Source organism: Rhodococcus sp. NPDC076796 (assembly GCF_040702765.1).
In the GTDB taxonomy this organism is placed as follows: Bacteria; Actinomycetota; Actinomycetes; order Mycobacteriales; family Mycobacteriaceae; genus Rhodococcoides.
The window spans coordinates 625,829-641,691 of sequence record NZ_JBFBMS010000002.1; the positions used below are offsets into that span (position 1 = coordinate 625,829).

17 protein-coding genes are annotated in these 15,863 nt (G+C 64.0%); 8 read left to right on the forward strand and 9 right to left on the reverse strand.

All coding sequences use genetic code 11. The features are described from left to right. Positions 1-31 precede the first annotated feature (31 nt). Positions 32-583 carry a YceI family protein gene (locus tag AB0366_RS08250; RefSeq protein ID WP_366243421.1) on the forward strand — a complete coding sequence of 184 codons (552 nt, stop codon included), beginning with the start codon at positions 32-34 and terminating at the stop codon, positions 581-583. Between the two features lie 38 nt (positions 584-621). After that, complete coding sequence (locus AB0366_RS08255) at positions 622-1,353, forward strand: SIMPL domain-containing protein (RefSeq protein ID WP_366243422.1); 732 nt, start codon at positions 622-624, stop codon at positions 1,351-1,353. A gap of 94 nt (positions 1,354-1,447) precedes the next feature. Here AB0366_RS08255 and AB0366_RS08260 read toward each other — a convergent pair whose 3' ends face one another. From AB0366_RS08260 to AB0366_RS08275, 4 genes are all read right to left on the reverse strand, one after another. After that, the gene (locus AB0366_RS08260) at positions 1,448-2,560 is read right to left on the reverse strand and encodes a CoA transferase (RefSeq protein WP_366243423.1); all 1,113 of its coding nucleotides are present in this window, start codon (positions 2,558-2,560) and stop codon (positions 1,448-1,450) included. Between the two features lie 31 nt (positions 2,561-2,591). Beyond that, complete coding sequence (locus AB0366_RS08265; RefSeq protein WP_366243424.1) at positions 2,592-3,233, reverse strand: TetR/AcrR family transcriptional regulator; 642 nt, start codon at positions 3,231-3,233, stop codon at positions 2,592-2,594. Between the two features lie 54 nt (positions 3,234-3,287). Continuing rightward, positions 3,288-4,655: a lipase family protein gene (locus AB0366_RS08270; RefSeq protein WP_366243829.1), complete on the reverse strand. Its 1,368-nt coding sequence runs from the start codon at positions 4,653-4,655 to the stop codon at positions 3,288-3,290. A gap of 256 nt (positions 4,656-4,911) precedes the next feature. Further along, positions 4,912-5,793 (reverse strand): class III extradiol ring-cleavage dioxygenase, encoded by an 882-nt coding sequence (locus AB0366_RS08275; RefSeq protein WP_366243425.1) that lies wholly within the window; start codon positions 5,791-5,793, stop codon positions 4,912-4,914. Positions 5,794-5,876: 83 nt separating this feature from the next. Here AB0366_RS08275 and AB0366_RS08280 point away from each other — a divergent pair, with 83 nt between their 5' ends. Next, positions 5,877-6,278: a GAF domain-containing protein gene (locus AB0366_RS08280; RefSeq protein WP_366243426.1), complete on the forward strand. Its 402-nt coding sequence runs from the start codon at positions 5,877-5,879 to the stop codon at positions 6,276-6,278. On the opposite strand, the gene AB0366_RS08285 is transcribed toward AB0366_RS08280, so the two are convergent. Further along, entirely contained in the window at positions 6,250-6,459 is a 210-nt protein-coding gene (locus AB0366_RS08285) for a hypothetical protein (RefSeq protein WP_128644891.1), read from the reverse strand. The two genes, AB0366_RS08280 and AB0366_RS08285, sit on opposite strands and share 29 nt — an antisense overlap. A gap of 145 nt (positions 6,460-6,604) precedes the next feature. Here AB0366_RS08285 and AB0366_RS08290 point away from each other — a divergent pair, with 145 nt between their 5' ends. From AB0366_RS08290 to AB0366_RS08305, 4 genes are all read left to right on the forward strand, one after another. Next, positions 6,605-7,798 (forward strand): homogentisate 1,2-dioxygenase, encoded by a 1,194-nt coding sequence (locus tag AB0366_RS08290; RefSeq protein WP_366243427.1) that lies wholly within the window; start codon positions 6,605-6,607, stop codon positions 7,796-7,798. Beyond that, entirely contained in the window at positions 7,795-8,583 is a 789-nt protein-coding gene (locus AB0366_RS08295; RefSeq protein ID WP_366243428.1) for a hypothetical protein, read from the forward strand. Before AB0366_RS08290 ends, AB0366_RS08295 begins: the two co-directional genes overlap by 4 nt. 16 nt (positions 8,584-8,599) lie before the next feature. Then, positions 8,600-9,766 carry a fumarylacetoacetase gene (gene fahA / locus AB0366_RS08300; RefSeq protein WP_366243429.1) on the forward strand — a complete coding sequence of 389 codons (1,167 nt, stop codon included), beginning with the start codon at positions 8,600-8,602 and terminating at the stop codon, positions 9,764-9,766. A 185-nt stretch (positions 9,767-9,951) separates the two neighbouring features. Further along, entirely contained in the window at positions 9,952-11,484 is a 1,533-nt protein-coding gene (locus AB0366_RS08305; RefSeq protein ID WP_366243430.1) for a multicopper oxidase domain-containing protein, read from the forward strand. Here the strand turns inward: AB0366_RS08305 and AB0366_RS08310 are convergent. The 3 genes from AB0366_RS08310 to AB0366_RS08320 all read right to left on the reverse strand — a co-directional run bounded on the left by AB0366_RS08310 (position 11,478) and on the right by AB0366_RS08320 (position 13,895). Beyond that, positions 11,478-12,119 (reverse strand): response regulator transcription factor, encoded by a 642-nt coding sequence (locus AB0366_RS08310; protein ID WP_128644888.1) that lies wholly within the window; start codon positions 12,117-12,119, stop codon positions 11,478-11,480. The genes AB0366_RS08305 and AB0366_RS08310 overlap by 7 nt on opposite strands. Next, on the reverse strand, positions 12,116-13,282 hold the full coding sequence (locus AB0366_RS08315) for a histidine kinase (RefSeq protein ID WP_366243831.1): 1,167 nt from the start codon (positions 13,280-13,282) through the stop codon (positions 12,116-12,118). Before AB0366_RS08315 ends, AB0366_RS08310 begins: the two co-directional genes overlap by 4 nt. A gap of 100 nt (positions 13,283-13,382) precedes the next feature. Next, the gene (locus AB0366_RS08320; protein ID WP_366243431.1) at positions 13,383-13,895 is read right to left on the reverse strand and encodes an Lrp/AsnC family transcriptional regulator; all 513 of its coding nucleotides are present in this window, start codon (positions 13,893-13,895) and stop codon (positions 13,383-13,385) included. A 163-nt stretch (positions 13,896-14,058) separates the two neighbouring features. Here AB0366_RS08320 and hppD point away from each other — a divergent pair, with 163 nt between their 5' ends. Continuing rightward, on the forward strand, positions 14,059-15,264 hold the full coding sequence (gene hppD, locus AB0366_RS08325; RefSeq protein ID WP_366243432.1) for a 4-hydroxyphenylpyruvate dioxygenase: 1,206 nt from the start codon (positions 14,059-14,061) through the stop codon (positions 15,262-15,264). Between the two features lie 6 nt (positions 15,265-15,270). Here hppD and AB0366_RS08330 read toward each other — a convergent pair whose 3' ends face one another. Then, the gene (locus AB0366_RS08330; RefSeq protein ID WP_236745342.1) at positions 15,271-15,735 is read right to left on the reverse strand and encodes an Lrp/AsnC family transcriptional regulator; all 465 of its coding nucleotides are present in this window, start codon (positions 15,733-15,735) and stop codon (positions 15,271-15,273) included. Between the last annotated feature and the right edge of the window lie 128 nt (positions 15,736-15,863).

The window sequence follows — 15,863 nt, forward strand, 5'->3', positions numbered from 1 at the left end:
GTCGGTTCTGCGGGACGGATACAGTCGGGGCATGAGTACCGAGACCTGGACACTCGACGCATCGGACGGCGGGCAGCTGGCTGTTCGGACGGATGTCGCAGGAAAAGCATCCAGGATGGGGCATCGCCTCACGATTGCGGTGACCTCCTGGACTGCGACAGTCGAGTGGTCCGGAGACGCACCCACCGCGGTCTCCCTGACTGCCGAGGTGAGTTCGCTCGACGTGGTCCACGGCGAGGGTGGACTGACACCCTTGATCGGACCGGAGAAGATCGTCGCGAAAGCCAACGCGCTCAAGAGCTTCGACGCCGACCGATATCCATCGATTCGATTCCGTTCGACGGAGATCACCGCCGTCGACGCTGGATTTCGGCTGGCAGGCACGGCGGAGATCCACGGCGTGTCGAGGAAGGTCACCGTGGATGTCGACGTCAACGATCTCGGAGATCGGTGGCATCTCGTTTCGGAAACTGTTGTGCGTCAATCGGATTACAAGATCACTCCGTATTCGCATATGTTCGGAGCCATGAAGGTGGTGGACGAGGTCACCGTGACGTTCGACGCCGAGTATCGCAAGCACTGAGCCTTTCCAATTCACCTGCAATGGTGGACACTACGGCGGTGAGTCGAAACAGATGGATGGTCGGATCCTACGCATCGGCCCTGGTGCTGGCCGTAGCCCTGACTGCGGGCTGCAGCAGTCCCGCGACCACGTCCGCCGAGGGACCGCCGGGAGTGAACGTCAACGGCGTCGGAGAAGTCCAGGGCGCGCCCGACACGTTGACGACTCAGATCGGCGTTCAGGCCACGGCCGAGGACGTCACCGCCGCCATCGAACAGGCGAACGCAGCCGTCAGTGACGTCACGGACGCGGTCATCGCAGCCGGCGTCGCTCGTGAGGACATCCAGACTCAACAGGTGTCGATCGATCCGCAGTACTCCGGCGCACTGCCGGGCGGCACCTCGGCCATCTCCGGATATCAGGCCACCAACACCTTGCAGGTGACGGTTCGCGACCTGTCGACGGCGTCCGCAGTCCTGGGCGACGCCACATCGGCCGGTGGCAACGCGACCCGAATCTCCGGGGTCTCGTTCAAGATCGACGACGATTCCGAGCTGATCACCAATGCTCGGTCCAGAGCCTTCGCCGATGCCCGCGATCGAGCCGAGCAGTATGCGACGCTCGCAGGCGGCGAACTCGGTGACGTTCTGTCGATCACCGAGTCCATCACCGGCCAGGAGCAGCCAAGGAACTTCGGCGAGTCCGCCAGTTCGTTCGACATGGCGGTGCCCATCGAACCGGGACAGCAGACAGTCAGCGTGTCTGTCCAGGTGAAGTGGGCGTTGAATTAGCCGGAGTGAGAGTGCAACGGATGCTCCACTTCGGTGTTGCAGACCGGGGATTCCCCAGCTCACGCCGCGGAGTGGAGCACAAGGTGCAGGTCGACTACCCGAGCGCGGGGGGCGGCAGCCGGTAATCAACCGGCGTCGCCGAGAAGTCCAGTGGGTTTCTGACTCCGTCGGCAACGGATCCCGGTACCTGAACCCGCGGCTCCAGCCCGAGTGACTCCGCGAACGCAAAGGCCTCCTCGATGGAATTGACCGGCCCCGCGGGAACGTTGCGGGCAATCAGTTCTCGATACCATTCGTCGGCGGTCCGTGCCCGCAGCGCCGAGGTCAACGCGTCGACCAGGTGATCTCGATGTTCGACGCGAGCTGTGTTGGTGGAGAATCGATCGTCCTCGGCCAGTGCAGGGAATCCGAGCACCTCGACCAGGGCAGCGAATTGCCGATCGTTTCCCACGGCCAGGGCGAGTGGTCGATCGGCGGTCTCGAACACCTCGTACGGTACGAGCGAGGGGTGCTTGTTGCCCATCGGGACGGGCACGACGCCGGCCCCGAGATAGGCCGCCGACTGGTTGCTCAACGCCGAGAGCACCGATGCCATCAGTGAGGTGTGTACCTGCTGGCCCGCACCGGTGTTCGATCGATGATGCAGTGCCGCAAGGATTCCACTGAGCGCGTGCAGTCCGGTGACGATGTCGACCATCGCCACTCCCACCTTGGTGGGCGTCTCGGCGTCGGGCCCGGTGACGCTCATCAGCCCGCCGACCGCTTGAACCACCAGGTCGTATCCCGGCAGCGCCGCCGCGCCGCCGCCGGTGCCGAAGCCGGTGATCGAGCAGTAGATCAGACCGGGATTGTCCTGCGAGAGCGTCGAATACCCCAGGCCGAGGCGGTCCATCGCACCGGCTCGGAAGTTCTCGATCACAATATCTGCGCCCGAGACGATCTCGCGCGCCTCGGCTGCCCCGCTCTCGGACCGCAGGTCGATGAACCGAGACGTCTTGTTCCGGTTGACAGAGTTGAAATACGTTGCCGTTCCGGCGGAGTCGTGTGGCGGTCCCCACGATCGGGTGTCGTCGCCGGTTCCTGGCCTTTCGATCTTGATGACCTCGGCCCCCATGTCGCCGAGCATCATCGTCGCGTACGGGCCTGCGAGTACGCGAGAGAAGTCCGCGACGACGAGTCCTGCGAGTGGACCGGTGGCATGCGTCATCGGTCCACTGTATTGCGCGGCAGGCTGCGGATCAGGTCAGGTCCGGAACGAACGCTCCCAGGACGGCAACCATCGTCTCCACGATCTGTTCGATGGGTGGGCGAGGAGGAGCGGTACGGGACCAGTCGGAGACGATTTCGGTGAGCGCCCCGAGGAATGCCGTTGCAGCCGAACGGTATCCACCCGGGGGAACGAAATCGGGACCGACTTCCGAACGCAGGGTGTTCTCGAAGAACTCCACCCACTGTGCACGGCGGCGCGCCCGGTGCTGTTCGACGGCGTCGCTGACACCCAACATCTCCAGATAGGAAATCCGCGCTCGGCGTGGATCGTTTCCGATCGATCCCACCAGCGCCGTCATGGCGGCAACGACCAGGGTGCGACGATCTCGGTCGACCTGATCGTCGAGGGCGGCCACGACAGCGGCCAGCGCATCGTCTTGGATCAGGTCGTAGACGTCCACGAGCAGCGCCTCACGGTTGGCGAACTCACTGTAGAACTGGCTGCGTGCCAGACCGGCAGCAGCGCAGATATCCGACACCGAGGTGGCTGCGTAGCCGCGTACCCCGAGGACCTCGATTCCGGCCTGCAAGAACCGTGCACGACGATCGGCTTTCCGAGCAGAGGAGGATTGTCCGGCGTAGATGCGGCCCTGATCGTCGGCGACAGTCACCGGCGGAGTCTACCGCCGGCGACGCCGTCGCCTTCCGTGCACCGATCGGTTCCCTCACCCCCCGATCGGCTTACCGAACAGTCCGGCGATAATCTCGCCTACCGCATCGACGAAGAGTGGGTGTGCACTCGTGTCGAGCGCCATCGAACCGACATCGTTCGTTCGGCAACCCGGTTCCACCGGAATACCGGCAAAGCGATCGCGCATCCACAACACCGCGCTCGGAAAGGCGATCAACTCCAGGGTGATGTGCTCACTGAAATGGTCGCGGGTGTAGGTGACATCGGCACCCGGACGGCTGCAGTACGAGTCGACCATCGCGTTGACCGGTCCGACCGGCACCAGCCAATCCGGGTTGGAATGGTAGACGTAGAGCGGCATGTTCGGAGTGGTGTTGCCGAGCTGCATCGCAGACAGGGCCTTCTTCACCACAGGATGTTGAATCGGGTCGCCTTCGGTGTGCAGGAAACCCTTGAGGTTGACGAACGGCAGCAGCGCTGACGAGTAGCCGACACAGAGATTGTCCTTGGCCGCGAACAGCGCCCTACCGAACGGGTCGATGTGTTCGTCGATGAAGCCGGCCAACTCGGGATCCTCTCGACTGGCGCCGATGATTCCTGCGGCGACGATGCCTGAGCCCAGGGTGTTGTTCGCATTGTCGACCAATGCCCCGAGTTCGGCCGGGGTTCCGCCCTCGGTGACTCCGACGATGTCGAGTTCGGGAGCATAACTTCCGGCCAGTTCGGCTGCATGTCCGGTGGCGATCGCGCCGCCGGAGTAGCCGCTCATCCCCACCTTGGTGGCCTGACCGGCCAACTGCATCGGCGCGAAGTTCTCGGCCGCTCGGATGCCGTCGAGTGTGATCCGACCGGCGACCGGCCCTGCGGCGAACGAGTTGTTCGGACCTTGATGATCGGGTACCGACACCGCCCATCCTTGGGCCAACGCTGCCTGCACCTCGAGGAATTGAGCACCCGACGTCACCGCGCCGGTCACCGGCCAGGGAATCGCGCCCGCACGCATCGCATACGAGGGCGCGCAGTACGCAGCGAGAGAATCTTCGGCCAGCTGGATGGAGATCAGCGGCCGCGGTGCCGCGGACACGCCGCGGGGCTTGATGACCGTGGTCACCGCAGCTATCGGCTCGTCGCGTCCGTTGTTGGATCGGAACGACAACTGCCACGCGTCGACCTGGGTGGGAATCACGTTGAGCGTGGCCAGCTCGACGGGCCGTGCAGCGATGATCTGGCCTGGCGCGGCCGCGGCCACTACGTCGGCGGGCGGAAGGTAGAAGTCGGTGTCGAACTCAGGAATCTTGGGCCAGGTGAACGGTGCCAGCGGTGGCTGGATTTCCACCTCGGGCGAATCAGGTGCAGCAGCAGCGGGCGTCGTCATAGCGGCGAAAGCCGCTGCGGCGGTCATCACGCTGATTGCTGCACGCAGCGTCCAAGATCGGGCAGAAGACACGGGTGCACTCCTTCGCGCCGGAGGACGGGATCCACAGGAGGCGCGCCCGGCGATGGTTCGTACAGCGCATCCATCCATCTTGGACACCGATGTCCGAGATGGTGTTCAGAACTGTAGAGCGAAGTGGCGTGGACAACAATCCCCGAATCGAAAAAGATTCAGAAGTGAACTGATCCCAACTGGAACCGATCGCGCCCGCCTTCCTGCGACGTCACGCGACCGCGAAAGACCTCTTCGCCAAGCCGAATTGAAAGCCGGTGATGGCAGTGGTCACCGGAGCTTCCGGGTTCTCGGCGGCACCGAGGGTGACGAACAGCGGCGTGAAATGTTCGACGGTGGGGTGGGCGTACGGCATTCCCGGCGCAGCGCTGCGGTAGTCCGCCAGAGTCGCGACGTCACCACGCGACAATGCGTCGGCGGCCCAGAGATCGAAGTCCTCCGACCAGGTCGGCACGGTGTTGGTGACAAAGTTCTCCCGCGAGAGGAACGGCAGTCCGTGCGTCATGAATCCGGAACCGATGACCAACACCCCCTCGGCTCGAAGTTCCTTCAGTGCAGCGCCGATCGCCATCAGCCGATCGGGGGCATGCGTGGGCAGGCTCAACTGCAGAACGGGAACATCGGCGTAGGGGTACATGACCTTCAGCGGCACCCAGGCTCCGTGGTCTAGTCCGCGCGAGGTGTGTCGATGCAAATTTTCCGACGCCGGAATGGCTGCGGCCACGCGTGCGGCCAATATCTCGGCGTCGGGCGTCCGATACTCCATTGAGTAGTAACGCTGAGCGAATCCACCGAAGTCGTAGACCAGCGGAGTCGCGGCCGCCGATGCGGACAGGCTCAGCGGGGCTTCTTCCCAGTGCGCGCTGACAATGAGGATCGCCTTCGGCTTGGGCATCGACTGCGACCAGGTGAAGAGTTCGTTCATCCAGAGTGCGTCGTCGAAGACCGGGGGTGCGCCGTGGCTGATGTACAGCGCGGGCATCGGACCGTCGTTCGGGGTCCACATCTGCTGCGACCGACTGGCGGGTGCGGTATCGGCGAGAAATGCGTCGAACGCTGCGCCCGCGATCGGCGGGTTGATCACGGATGTCATGGCGGGTCCTTCGAAGTGCTTAAGTTGAACCTTCAAGTTAGCACCGATTGGGCATTCTGGCCAGCATCGCTACGCTCGGCTGTATGCCGGACGCCGTCTATCGCGCTCCCATGCCGGACGGCGTCGAGCGTGCCCTCACCCTCGGACTCTGCGGAATGTCGGCCGACGACGAACGCTCGCTACGACGCGTCGAACGATTCGAGCAGGTCCCGGACGGATCTTTCGTCTGGACTCGAACTGCTCGTGGGGAATACTTCCTCGGCCGAATTTCCGGCCCACTGCGTGAAGACCACAGCGCCGACGCGGTGGCGTCGAACATGATCTTCGTACGTGACTGCGAGTGGACGAGCGAGCCGGTTCCCGAGCACGAGGTACCCGCCGCGACGCTGCGCACATTCGCGCGTGGCGGGCGAAACTTTCAGCAGACACACGACCCGCAGGTCGCCGCAGAGTCGGCTAGCGTGTGGCGAGCGCGAGGTCGCTGACCTGGGGATCGACCTGTACGACGGCGTAGCCCTGAATCTCGAACTTGTTCTCGCCCTCGGGTGGTCCGAGCACGGCTCGGACGATCAGCGTCGCGGCGGCAGCGACGAGTGCGATCACGATGACCACCGCTGCCACGATCAGCAGGGTCCGCGGGCCACCGAACAGGTTCTTCGAGCTCATGGGTCCATCATGGCCCACCCCGAATGGGACCGCGCCGCGTGGTGTGGACTTCGATCCGGATATCGATCGGATGACTCGTGACTAGAGTTGCCCCTGATGCTCGCCCGTGCCCCGACGAGTCGAACAGCAGCGAACGGGAGGATGCGTGGCCTACTACCGGCAGCTCGGATCGGTTCCGCCGAAGCGGCACACTCAGCACCGAACTCCAGACGGCAACCTCTACTACGAGGAGCTGATGGGCGAAGAGGGCTTCTCCTCGGACTCGTCGCTGCTGTACCACCGCCACATACCGTCGGCCATCGTCGACGCCACGGTGTGGGAACTCCCCGATCAATCGACAACTCCCAATCACCCGCTCAAGCCCCGGCACCTGAAGTTGCACGACCTGTTTCCGGACTCCATCGTCGCCGACACCGATGTCGTCACCGGCCGACGCCTCGTCCTCGGCAACGCCGATGTTCGGCTCTCATATGTGGTCGCCTCGAAAGACTCTCCGCTGTATCGCAATTCGATCGGCGACGAGATGGTCTACATCGAATCCGGTTCTGCCACCGTCGAAACGGTGTTCGGCGCTCTCCAGGCGCAGCAGGGCGACTACGTGCTCATTCCGCGCGCGACAACGCACCGTTGGATTCCCGACGGCACCCTGCGCGCGTACGCCATCGAAGCCAACAGTCACATCGCGCCGCCGAAGCGCTTCCTGTCGAAGTTCGGCCAGTTGCTCGAGAACTCTCCCTACTGCGAGCGCGATCTGCACGGCCCGTCCGAGCCCCTCCTCGCCGACGGAACCGACGTGGAAGTGCTTGTCAAACACCGTGGTTCGACGGGCATCGTCGGAACCCGATACGTCTACCCGCAGCACCCGTTCGACGTGGTGGGGTGGGACGGCTGCCTGTATCCGTACACGTTCAACATCTCCGACTACGAGCCGATCACCGGCCGGGTGCATCAACCACCGCCTGCGCACCAGGCCTTCGAAGGGGCCAACTTCGTGATCTGCAATTTCGTTCCGCGCAAGGTCGACTACCACCCACTGGCAATTCCGGTGCCGTACTACCACTCCAACGTCGACTCCGACGAGATCATGTTCTACGTCGGCGGCGACTACGAAGCACGCAAAGGCTCTGGCATCGGGCAGGGTTCGATCTCGGTACATCCGGGCGGTCACGCTCACGGACCGCAACCGGGAGCGTACGAACGCAGCATCGGTGCCGAGTTCTTCGACGAACTGGCCGTCATGGTCGATACCTTCCGCCCCCTCGAACTCGGCGAAGGTGCACTCGCATGTGAGGACACCGGCTATGCGTGGACCTGGGCCGGCCGGGGACCGAACCGATGATCCCTCCGTTCTTTCGTCGACTCTGCGACGACTCCGCCGTCTTCCCTCCCGGCAATGCGCCGCTCGATGTTGCTGTGCGCCAACACCTCGACTACCGGGCCAGTGCCTTCGCAGACCTGATGGGACCGCTGGTCGTTCCCATGGATCGGGCAACCGAGCTGGAACTGGGTGCTCGGATGGACGTGGCGTTGACCGCACCTGCAGGCCCTGGCAGCGTGGCGGCAGGCCTACGCGCCGCCGACCGCACCGCAGGCGTGACGGTTGTATCCATCGAAGTCGCCGTCCCCGACGGCACGAACATCGATGCCCTGCGCACCATCACTCAGGACATCGACATCTACGTCGAGATCCCGCGAGATACCCGACGAGACGACATCTTCGACGCAGTCGACGAGTTCGGGTATCGCGCCACATTCAGGACCGGCGGCGTCACGGCCGACCAGTATCCAGACGAACGGGAACTCGCTGCGTCCATCTACGAGGCGGCACGGCGCGAGATCCACTTCAAAGCCACTGGCGGCTTGCACCATGCGGCCCGTAACACCGACCCCGACAACAGGTTCGAGCAGCACGGTTTCCTCAACGTGATCCTTGCGGCCGAAGCCGCGCACAGCGGCGCTCGCATCGGCGAGCTCGAGAAGATTCTGGCGATCCGGGACGCCGACGTCCTCGCCGGGCTCGTCGCCGGGATCGAGGGCCAACGCGCCTTCGCCTCCTTCGGCACCTCCAGCATCCGCGAACCTCTCGACGATCTCGTCCGCCTGGGTCTTGTCCCACCCCAGTGACGAAGGAGCGCCGTCCATGACGCGCATCGACATCCCCGCCGATTCCGAGTTCGGAATCGACAACCTGCCCTACGGCATCTTCAGCACTCGTGGCACGGACGCTCGTGTCGGAGTTCGTTACGGCGACAATGTGATCGATCTGTCTGTCGCTCTCAATGATTCAGATTTCGCCTCGCCCAGCCTCAATGCCTTCATGGCGCGCGGCCGCAGTCGGTGGGTCGAGGTCCGCGAGTCCGTCACCGACATGCTCATCAGTGGCACGACCCCCGCGGAAGCGATCGTCTCCGTTTCCGATGTCACGATGCACCTGCCGTTCGAGGTGGCCGACTACGTGGACTTCTACGCCTCCGAGCACCACGCAGCCAACCTCGGCCGACTCTTTCGTCCCGATGCCGAACCGCTGCTACCGAATTGGAAGCATCTGCCCGTTGCGTATCACGGTCGGGCCGGCACGGTCGTCGTCTCCGGTACCGACGTCACGCGGCCGTGCGGTCAACGCAAGGCACCGGACGAGGCGTCGCCCACGTTCGGTCCGAGTCGGCGACTGGACATCGAAGCGGAGATGGGCTTCGTCGTCGGTGTTCCGTCCGACGGTCCGATATCACCGGATGAGTTCTCCGAGCACGTGTTCGGTGCCGTCATCGTCAACGACTGGTCGGCTCGCGACATCCAGGCCTGGGAGTACGTACCGCTGGGACCGAACCTCGGCAAGAGTTTCGCGACGTCGATCTCACCGTGGGTGGTACCCCTGCTCGCGCTCGAACACGCGAGGGTCTCGACGCCGGTTCAGGACCCCGAGCCGGTCGAGTACCTCCGCGAATCTCGTTCGTGGGCTCTCGATATCGACCTGACGGTCTCGTGGAACGGTCACGTCGTCTCCCACCCGCCGTACAGTGCGATGTACTGGTCCCCAGCTCAGATGCTGGCCCACGAAACCGTCAACGGCGCAACGAGCCGAACCGGTGATCTGTTCGCCTCGGGCACCATTTCCGGACCGGAGAAGAACCAGCGCGGCGCGTTCATCGAATTGACCTGGGGCGGAGCAGAACCCGTGCAACTCGGTGCGGAGACCCGAACCTTCCTCGAGGACGGCGACGAGGTCGTCATCACCGCAAGTGCACCGGGGGCGAACGGGTCGCGCATCGGCTTCGGTGACGTCCGTGGCCTTATCGCGCCGGCCTGACGAGAGTCGAGTTCGTACCACAGATTCTGAAGTAGCGGTAGGTCCCAGCGGTGGAGTTCTTTTTCGCCAGCCGTGGCCCGCGGGTGGATGCCCACGATTCTCGCGCCCAGGAGACTTGCTTCGACAGCAAAGTAGTCGAACGCCGCAAGAAACCCAGGAGTGCAGTGAACGTCATGGTCCGAAACATGTTGAGCCGACGAACCTTGTTGGTGGGGTTGGCGTCTGCGCCGATTGCGATGTCGGCGGGATGCGCTGTGAAGCAGTCGACTCCGGGGTCCGCCTCTTCCGGGGTCGAGGCCGCGACTTCGAATGGCGGCCGCCGGCCGCTGCCGGTGCCGCCACTGGCGAACTCCACCGTCGATGCCGCCGGTGTCCGCCACTTCACGCTCACCGCTCAGGCCGGCAACACCGAGATGGTGCCGGGTGTGCAGACCGCGACGTGGGGTTTCAACGGTTCGATCCTGGGGCCGACCATCCGGACCCGGCGCGGCGAAACGGTCGCGTTCACTATCAACAACTCCGTGCCGGAGGACACCACCGTGCACTGGCACGGCGTACACGTCCCGGCGCGATACGACGGCGGACCCCACCAGACGATCACACCGGGTGGACGCTGGGAGCCGACGTGGACTGTGAACCAGCCGGCGGCAACGCTGTGGTACCACCCCCACCCGCACGGTGTCACCGAGAAACATGCCTACCGGGGATTGGCCGGCATCTTCCTGATCGACGACGACGATGCCGATTCTCTCGACCTGCCGAACACCTATGGCGTGGACGATTTCCCATTGATCATCCAGGATCGCCGGTTCACAACAGACGGTGCTCTCGACGAGTCCGACCCGACCGACGCGGGCCTGCTCGGCGACACGATCATCACGAACGGAATTTCCGCCGCACAGCTAGAGGTGAGCACCGAACTGGTGCGACTTCGAATCCTCAACGGGTCAGGAGGACGGATGTACAACCTCGGATTCGCCGACGACCGTGATTTCACGATGATCGCGAGCGACGGTGGACTGCTCACCGAGCCGCTGCCGTTGAGCCGCATCACACTCAGCCCCGGAGAACGAGTCGAGATCGTCGTTGCAGCGGGCGGTGGTTCGCCGATGATGCTGCGCGCGTTCCCGTTCGACGATCAACCAGGAATCGACCGCGACACCGCGTCCGAGTACGGACTGACCGATTCCTTCGACGTCCTCGAGCTTCGACCGGTCCCCACCCCCGAACGATCCCCGGCGTTGCCGGCCGTGCTCGCCGACATCCCCCGGCTCGACCCGGCCACCGCAGTCGCCGAGCGTCGCTTCGACCTGCAGTGGTTCATGATCAACGGCGAGCGGATGGACATGAATCGTGTCGACTTCACCTCGGCGGTCGACACCACCGAGGTATGGACGATCCGCAACGCGGACAACTGGCCGCACAACTTTCACGTGCACGACGTCCAGTTTCAAGTCCTCGACGTGAACGGTGCGAAGCCTCTGCCTGCGCTGGCGGGGTGGAAGGACACGGTCTACGTTCCTCCCGGCACCACGATCCGGTTGATACTGCGGTTCACCGAGTACACGGACCCGACGTTTTCGTACATGTTCCACTGCCATCTGATGAGGCACGAGGATCAGGGCATGATGGGCCAATTCCTGGTGCTCGGACCGAACCAGACTGCAACCCCGATGCAGATGCCCGCGGACACACCCATGCAGCACGGCGGTCATTGAGCGCTGCCGCGCCGATACGCCCACACGGCCAGTCGTACTCTGTTGTTGCACTCGGTCTTTGCCATCAAATTCGCCACGTGTGTCTTGACCGTCGAGACCCCCAGATGCAGACAGTCCGCGATCTCCTGGTTTCCCAAGCCCTCACTGACGAGCCCGAGAACCTCGATCTCCCGCGGGCTCAGCTCGACGTTCTCGGTGCGCTCGACAGCGCGCCCCTCCTCGACGGCCCGGTTCACCAGCCTTCGCAGCAGGAATGGGGAGAACGGGAGTTCGCCGTCGACGACGCGACGGATGGCGTCCAACAGTTCGGCCGGTTCGGTGTCCTTGACGAGAAATCCGGCTGCGCCGGCCGCAAGAGCCGGGTAGAGGTGATCGTCGTCGTCGAAAGTGGTGAGCACCAGCACCTTCGGTGCAGAGTCGGAACCCAGGATGTGTCTGGTGGCCTCGATTCCGTCGAGGCCCGGCATCCGTAGATCCATCAGTATGACATCCGGTGACATCTCGGCGGCCAGACGAATCGCCTCCGCGCCGTTGGCACCTTCGCCGACGACATCGATGTCCTCGGTCGACTCACAGAGCATCCGCAGCCCGGCCCGGACCAGGCGCTGGTCGTCGACGATGAGTAGGCGAATCATCGTGCACGTTCCGCATCGGACGTGGTGAGCGTGGCACGGACGGACCAGCTCCCGTCCTCGGCACCGACCTCGAGCTTGCCTCCGGCGAGCGCGACGCGCTCTGCCATTCCGGTCAATCCGTGCCCGGCAGGGTCGACGGCCCCGGCTGGGTCGTCGAGACGGCTGACTATGGACGCGATCACACCGTCGTGCTCGCGGACGACCGAGACAGACACCGGTTGGGCAGGATCCGCGTGCTTCATGACATTGGTCAACGACTCCTGAACGACCCGGAGCAGGGTGAGCCTTCCGATCGTGTCCAGCTCGCCGAGGTCGGTATCCACCTCGGCATGCACGGTGATCCCCGTGGCCCGGGTGCGCTCGATTGCTGCAGCGATCTCGGTCGAGACCGAATTCGCCTCCACCGACGCCACCTCTCCGGGCGAGGGATCCCGAAGCGCTACGAGAAGTCTGCGGATGTCGTCCAGAGCACCCGACGCAGTGTCGTGGACGTCGTCGAGCACACTTCGAACGCGCGGGTCGGCCTCCGCCACGACATGCTGCGCGACACCGATCCGCAACACGATCGACGCCATGTGATGGGCCACCAGATCGTGCAGCTCTCGGGCCAGTGCGGCGCGCTCGGCTAAGCGGGCCCGCGCCGAATCCTCCAGCCTTCGCATGTCAGCGTCGGCGGCTCGCGCCCGATACGTGGCGGCCAAGCGGCGCTGAGCCCGCAAATACAGCCCGAACAACAACGGCAGACCGACAACGGCGAGAGTCTCGACCGCAGTGGCAGGACGCCAGAAGGTCGAGGACTCGCCGGCGGCAATCCCCCACAGAACCGCTGCCGTCCACCACACACTGGCCGCGACCACCGGCGCGGGCCGTGTCGAGCGCATCGCCACCTCGGCCACGCCGGCCGCGCCGAGATAGGGAACCAGCTCCGACAGCCCCCACGCGTCAGCGAGGAACATCGGCACCGCCAGCGCCGACAGCGCGAGCGAGACCGGTAGCGGCCGCCGGCCACCCACCAGGAACACAGTCGCCGCGGCCAATGCCGCTGACCAGTACCAGAGCGGCACCCGGTACTCGCCTGGAAAAGTGCTGGCCAGCAACAGCAACGGCACCAAGGCCAAGGGCACCCAGCGCACCCACGGCAAGAGATTGCGGCGCGGGGACATCTCGATCACCCCTCCACAGTAGATAGCAGGTGGATCCATCTGTTCGGGCGGATTGCGTCGACCGGCACTGCCGGTGTGCGAGGGGCAACTCGACGTCATCTCACTCCCGCGACGGTCGGTAGGCGGGGGCCTTCGGCTTTCGATCGGGTTCTGCTGTGTTCAGCAATGGCATCGTCCGGAACTCGACCAGTTCCGAGAGCACCACCACACTCGTCGACCGCGCGATCGTACGAGACTGGTTGAGTACGATCAGGGTTCGCTGCAGGTCGTCATGAGACGCCGCAGCGACCCGGCACAGCACATCTCCGGCACCGGTCGTCGCGAAGGCTTCCAGTACGCCGGGGATCTGCTCCAGAACAGCGACGACGTCGCCGAGCGCACCTTGCGCGATTTCCAATGTGACGAACGCCTGAACTCCGTAACCCGCTGCAGCCAAACCGATTTGCGGCCGATAGCCGGTGATGACCTCGTTGTTCTCGAGGCGCTGCAGTCGGGCCGTCACCGTCGCGCGTGCCACGCCGAGTGTTCGTGAGAGCTCGAGCACGCCGATCCTCGAATTGTCGTGCAGCGCAGAGAGCAATGCTCGATCCAGTTCGTCCAGTTCGGACTCCATCGGCCACCTCCATTTTCTATACGGATCGTATAGCAATTGCTGCTTTTTCCTGACCCATCTGCACAGCACGGATAGCAAATCCGAGGTCGATTGACAGCTCTGAGCCGCGATGTTGAGCTGCGTGCAACAGTTCGCCCAACTCGGATCCCATGGGGAGACTTTCATGAGCATCGACAGCATTCTCAACGACGACGAACGGCTGGCCGATCTCGACGCCGAGCAATTGCGTCAGCTCGTCGGTCTGGTCGAGTACGACGACAAGCGCGACCCCTTTCCGGTCAGCGGTTGGGACGCCATTGTGTGGGTCGTCGGCAACGCGACACAGACCACCCACTTCTTCCAGTCCGCTTTCGGCATGGAATTGGTGGCCTACTCCGGCCCGACGACCGGTCAACGCGACCACCACGCGTACGTACTCACCTCCGGCGCAGTGCGATTCGTCATCACGGGAGCCGTCGACCCCGACAGTGCTCTGGTGGCACATCACACCCGCCACGGCGACGGCGTCATCGACATCTCACTGGCCGTCCCCGATGTGGATCGATGCATCGAGCATGCTCTGGCCCAGGGCGCGCGAGTACTGCAAGAGCCGACCGATATGTCCGACGAGTACGGCACGGTGCGGATTGCAACCATCGCCACCTACGGCGACACCCGGCACACATTGGTCGACCGCTCCCGCTACACCGGCGCCTACCTGCCCGGCTACGTGCCGCGCACATCGACGTTGCAGCGGCGGGAAGGCGCTCCCAAGCGAATCTTTCAGGCCCTCGATCACGTGGTGGGCAACGTCGAGCTCGGCAAGATGGATGAGTGGGTGGACTTCTACCACCGCGTCATGGGCTTCACCAACATGGCCGAGTTCGTCGGAGCCGATATCGCCACCGATTACTCGGCGTTGATGAGCAAGGTGGTCTCCAACGGCAATCATCGGGTGAAGTTCCCGCTGAACGAGCCGGCCGTCGCCAAGAAGCGCTCGCAGATCGACGAGTACCTGGACTTCTACCGCGGCCCCGGGGCCCAGCATCTGGCGCTCGCGACCAACGACATCTTGTCCTCGGTCGATGCCCTCCGCGCCGCAGGCATCGAATTCCTTGCCACCCCCGATTCCTACTACGAGGACCCAGAGCTGCGGGCCCGCATCGGCAATGTCCGGGTACCGATCGAGGAGCTGCAGCAGCGCGGAATCCTCGTCGACCGAGACGAGGACGGTTATCTGCTGCAGATCTTCACCAAGCCGCTGGTGGATCGACCGACGGTGTTCTTCGAGCTCATCGAACGCCACGGCTCGCTCGGATTCGGCATCGGCAACTTCAAGGCCCTGTTCGAGGCCATCGAGCGCGAGCAGGACGCCCGCGGTAACTTCTGACTCGAGCTACCGACCCAGACCGCCTCGGTCCTCGTCGAAGATCAGCCACGTGCGGGTCGCCCGGACGCCGTCGAGTGATTGCAGACCCTCCAGCACCACCTGCCGCAGACTCTCGTTGTCGGGAGTCCTGATCAGCACCAGAACGTCGAAATCGCCACCGAGCAAACTGAAATGGTCGACGAATTCCATTGATCGCAAGCCCTCCGACACGGTCCGCCACGAATCCTGACGGATGGACAGCGCGATGTACGCCGAGGTACCGAGCCCGGACGCCGCATGGTCGACCTGCACGGTGAACCGCTCGATGACACCAGAATCCTTCAGTCGGTCGACGCGCGTATAGGTATGTGCGCGAGAGAGATTCAGCCGATCGGCCAACACCCGCATAGAGACCCGACCGTCGGCGGTCAGCTCGGTGAGGATGCGACGATCCGTGTCGTCCAGTTCCACACGTCTCGAGACGTCGTCCATTCGTCCGCTCCTACCTGGTAGTTCGTTGCGCCCATCGGACATATTTCGCGATTGGTCCTCTGTCCGCCGCCATATGTCTGCAATTCTACGACGATCGATCTTCTTACTCACCGAATCGACCACAATCG

Coding starts and splice junctions, on each gene's coding strand:
- AB0366_RS08330 (WP_236745342.1), bottom strand. CDS start 15,735: ATGGACGACGTCTCGAGACGTGTGGAACTGGACGACACGGATCGTCGC.
- AB0366_RS08320 (WP_366243431.1), bottom strand. CDS start 13,895: ATGGAGTCCGAACTGGACGAACTGGATCGAGCATTGCTCTCTGCGCTG.
- fahA (WP_366243429.1), top strand. CDS start 8,600: ATGACGCGCATCGACATCCCCGCCGATTCCGAGTTCGGAATCGACAAC.
- AB0366_RS08305 (WP_366243430.1), top strand. CDS start 9,952: ATGTTGAGCCGACGAACCTTGTTGGTGGGGTTGGCGTCTGCGCCGATT.
- AB0366_RS08260 (WP_366243423.1), bottom strand. CDS start 2,560: ATGACGCATGCCACCGGTCCACTCGCAGGACTCGTCGTCGCGGACTTC.
- AB0366_RS08315 (WP_366243831.1), bottom strand. CDS start 13,282: ATGTCCCCGCGCCGCAATCTCTTGCCGTGGGTGCGCTGGGTGCCCTTG.
- AB0366_RS08270 (WP_366243829.1), bottom strand. CDS start 4,655: ATGACCGCCGCAGCGGCTTTCGCCGCTATGACGACGCCCGCTGCTGCT.
- AB0366_RS08310 (WP_128644888.1), bottom strand. CDS start 12,119: ATGATTCGCCTACTCATCGTCGACGACCAGCGCCTGGTCCGGGCCGGG.
- AB0366_RS08295 (WP_366243428.1), top strand. CDS start 7,795: ATGATCCCTCCGTTCTTTCGTCGACTCTGCGACGACTCCGCCGTCTTC.
- AB0366_RS08275 (WP_366243425.1), bottom strand. CDS start 5,793: ATGACATCCGTGATCAACCCGCCGATCGCGGGCGCAGCGTTCGACGCA.
- AB0366_RS08285 (WP_128644891.1), bottom strand. CDS start 6,459: ATGAGCTCGAAGAACCTGTTCGGTGGCCCGCGGACCCTGCTGATCGTG.
- hppD (WP_366243432.1), top strand. CDS start 14,059: ATGAGCATCGACAGCATTCTCAACGACGACGAACGGCTGGCCGATCTC.
- AB0366_RS08280 (WP_366243426.1), top strand. CDS start 5,877: ATGCCGGACGCCGTCTATCGCGCTCCCATGCCGGACGGCGTCGAGCGT.
- AB0366_RS08250 (WP_366243421.1), top strand. CDS start 32: ATGAGTACCGAGACCTGGACACTCGACGCATCGGACGGCGGGCAGCTG.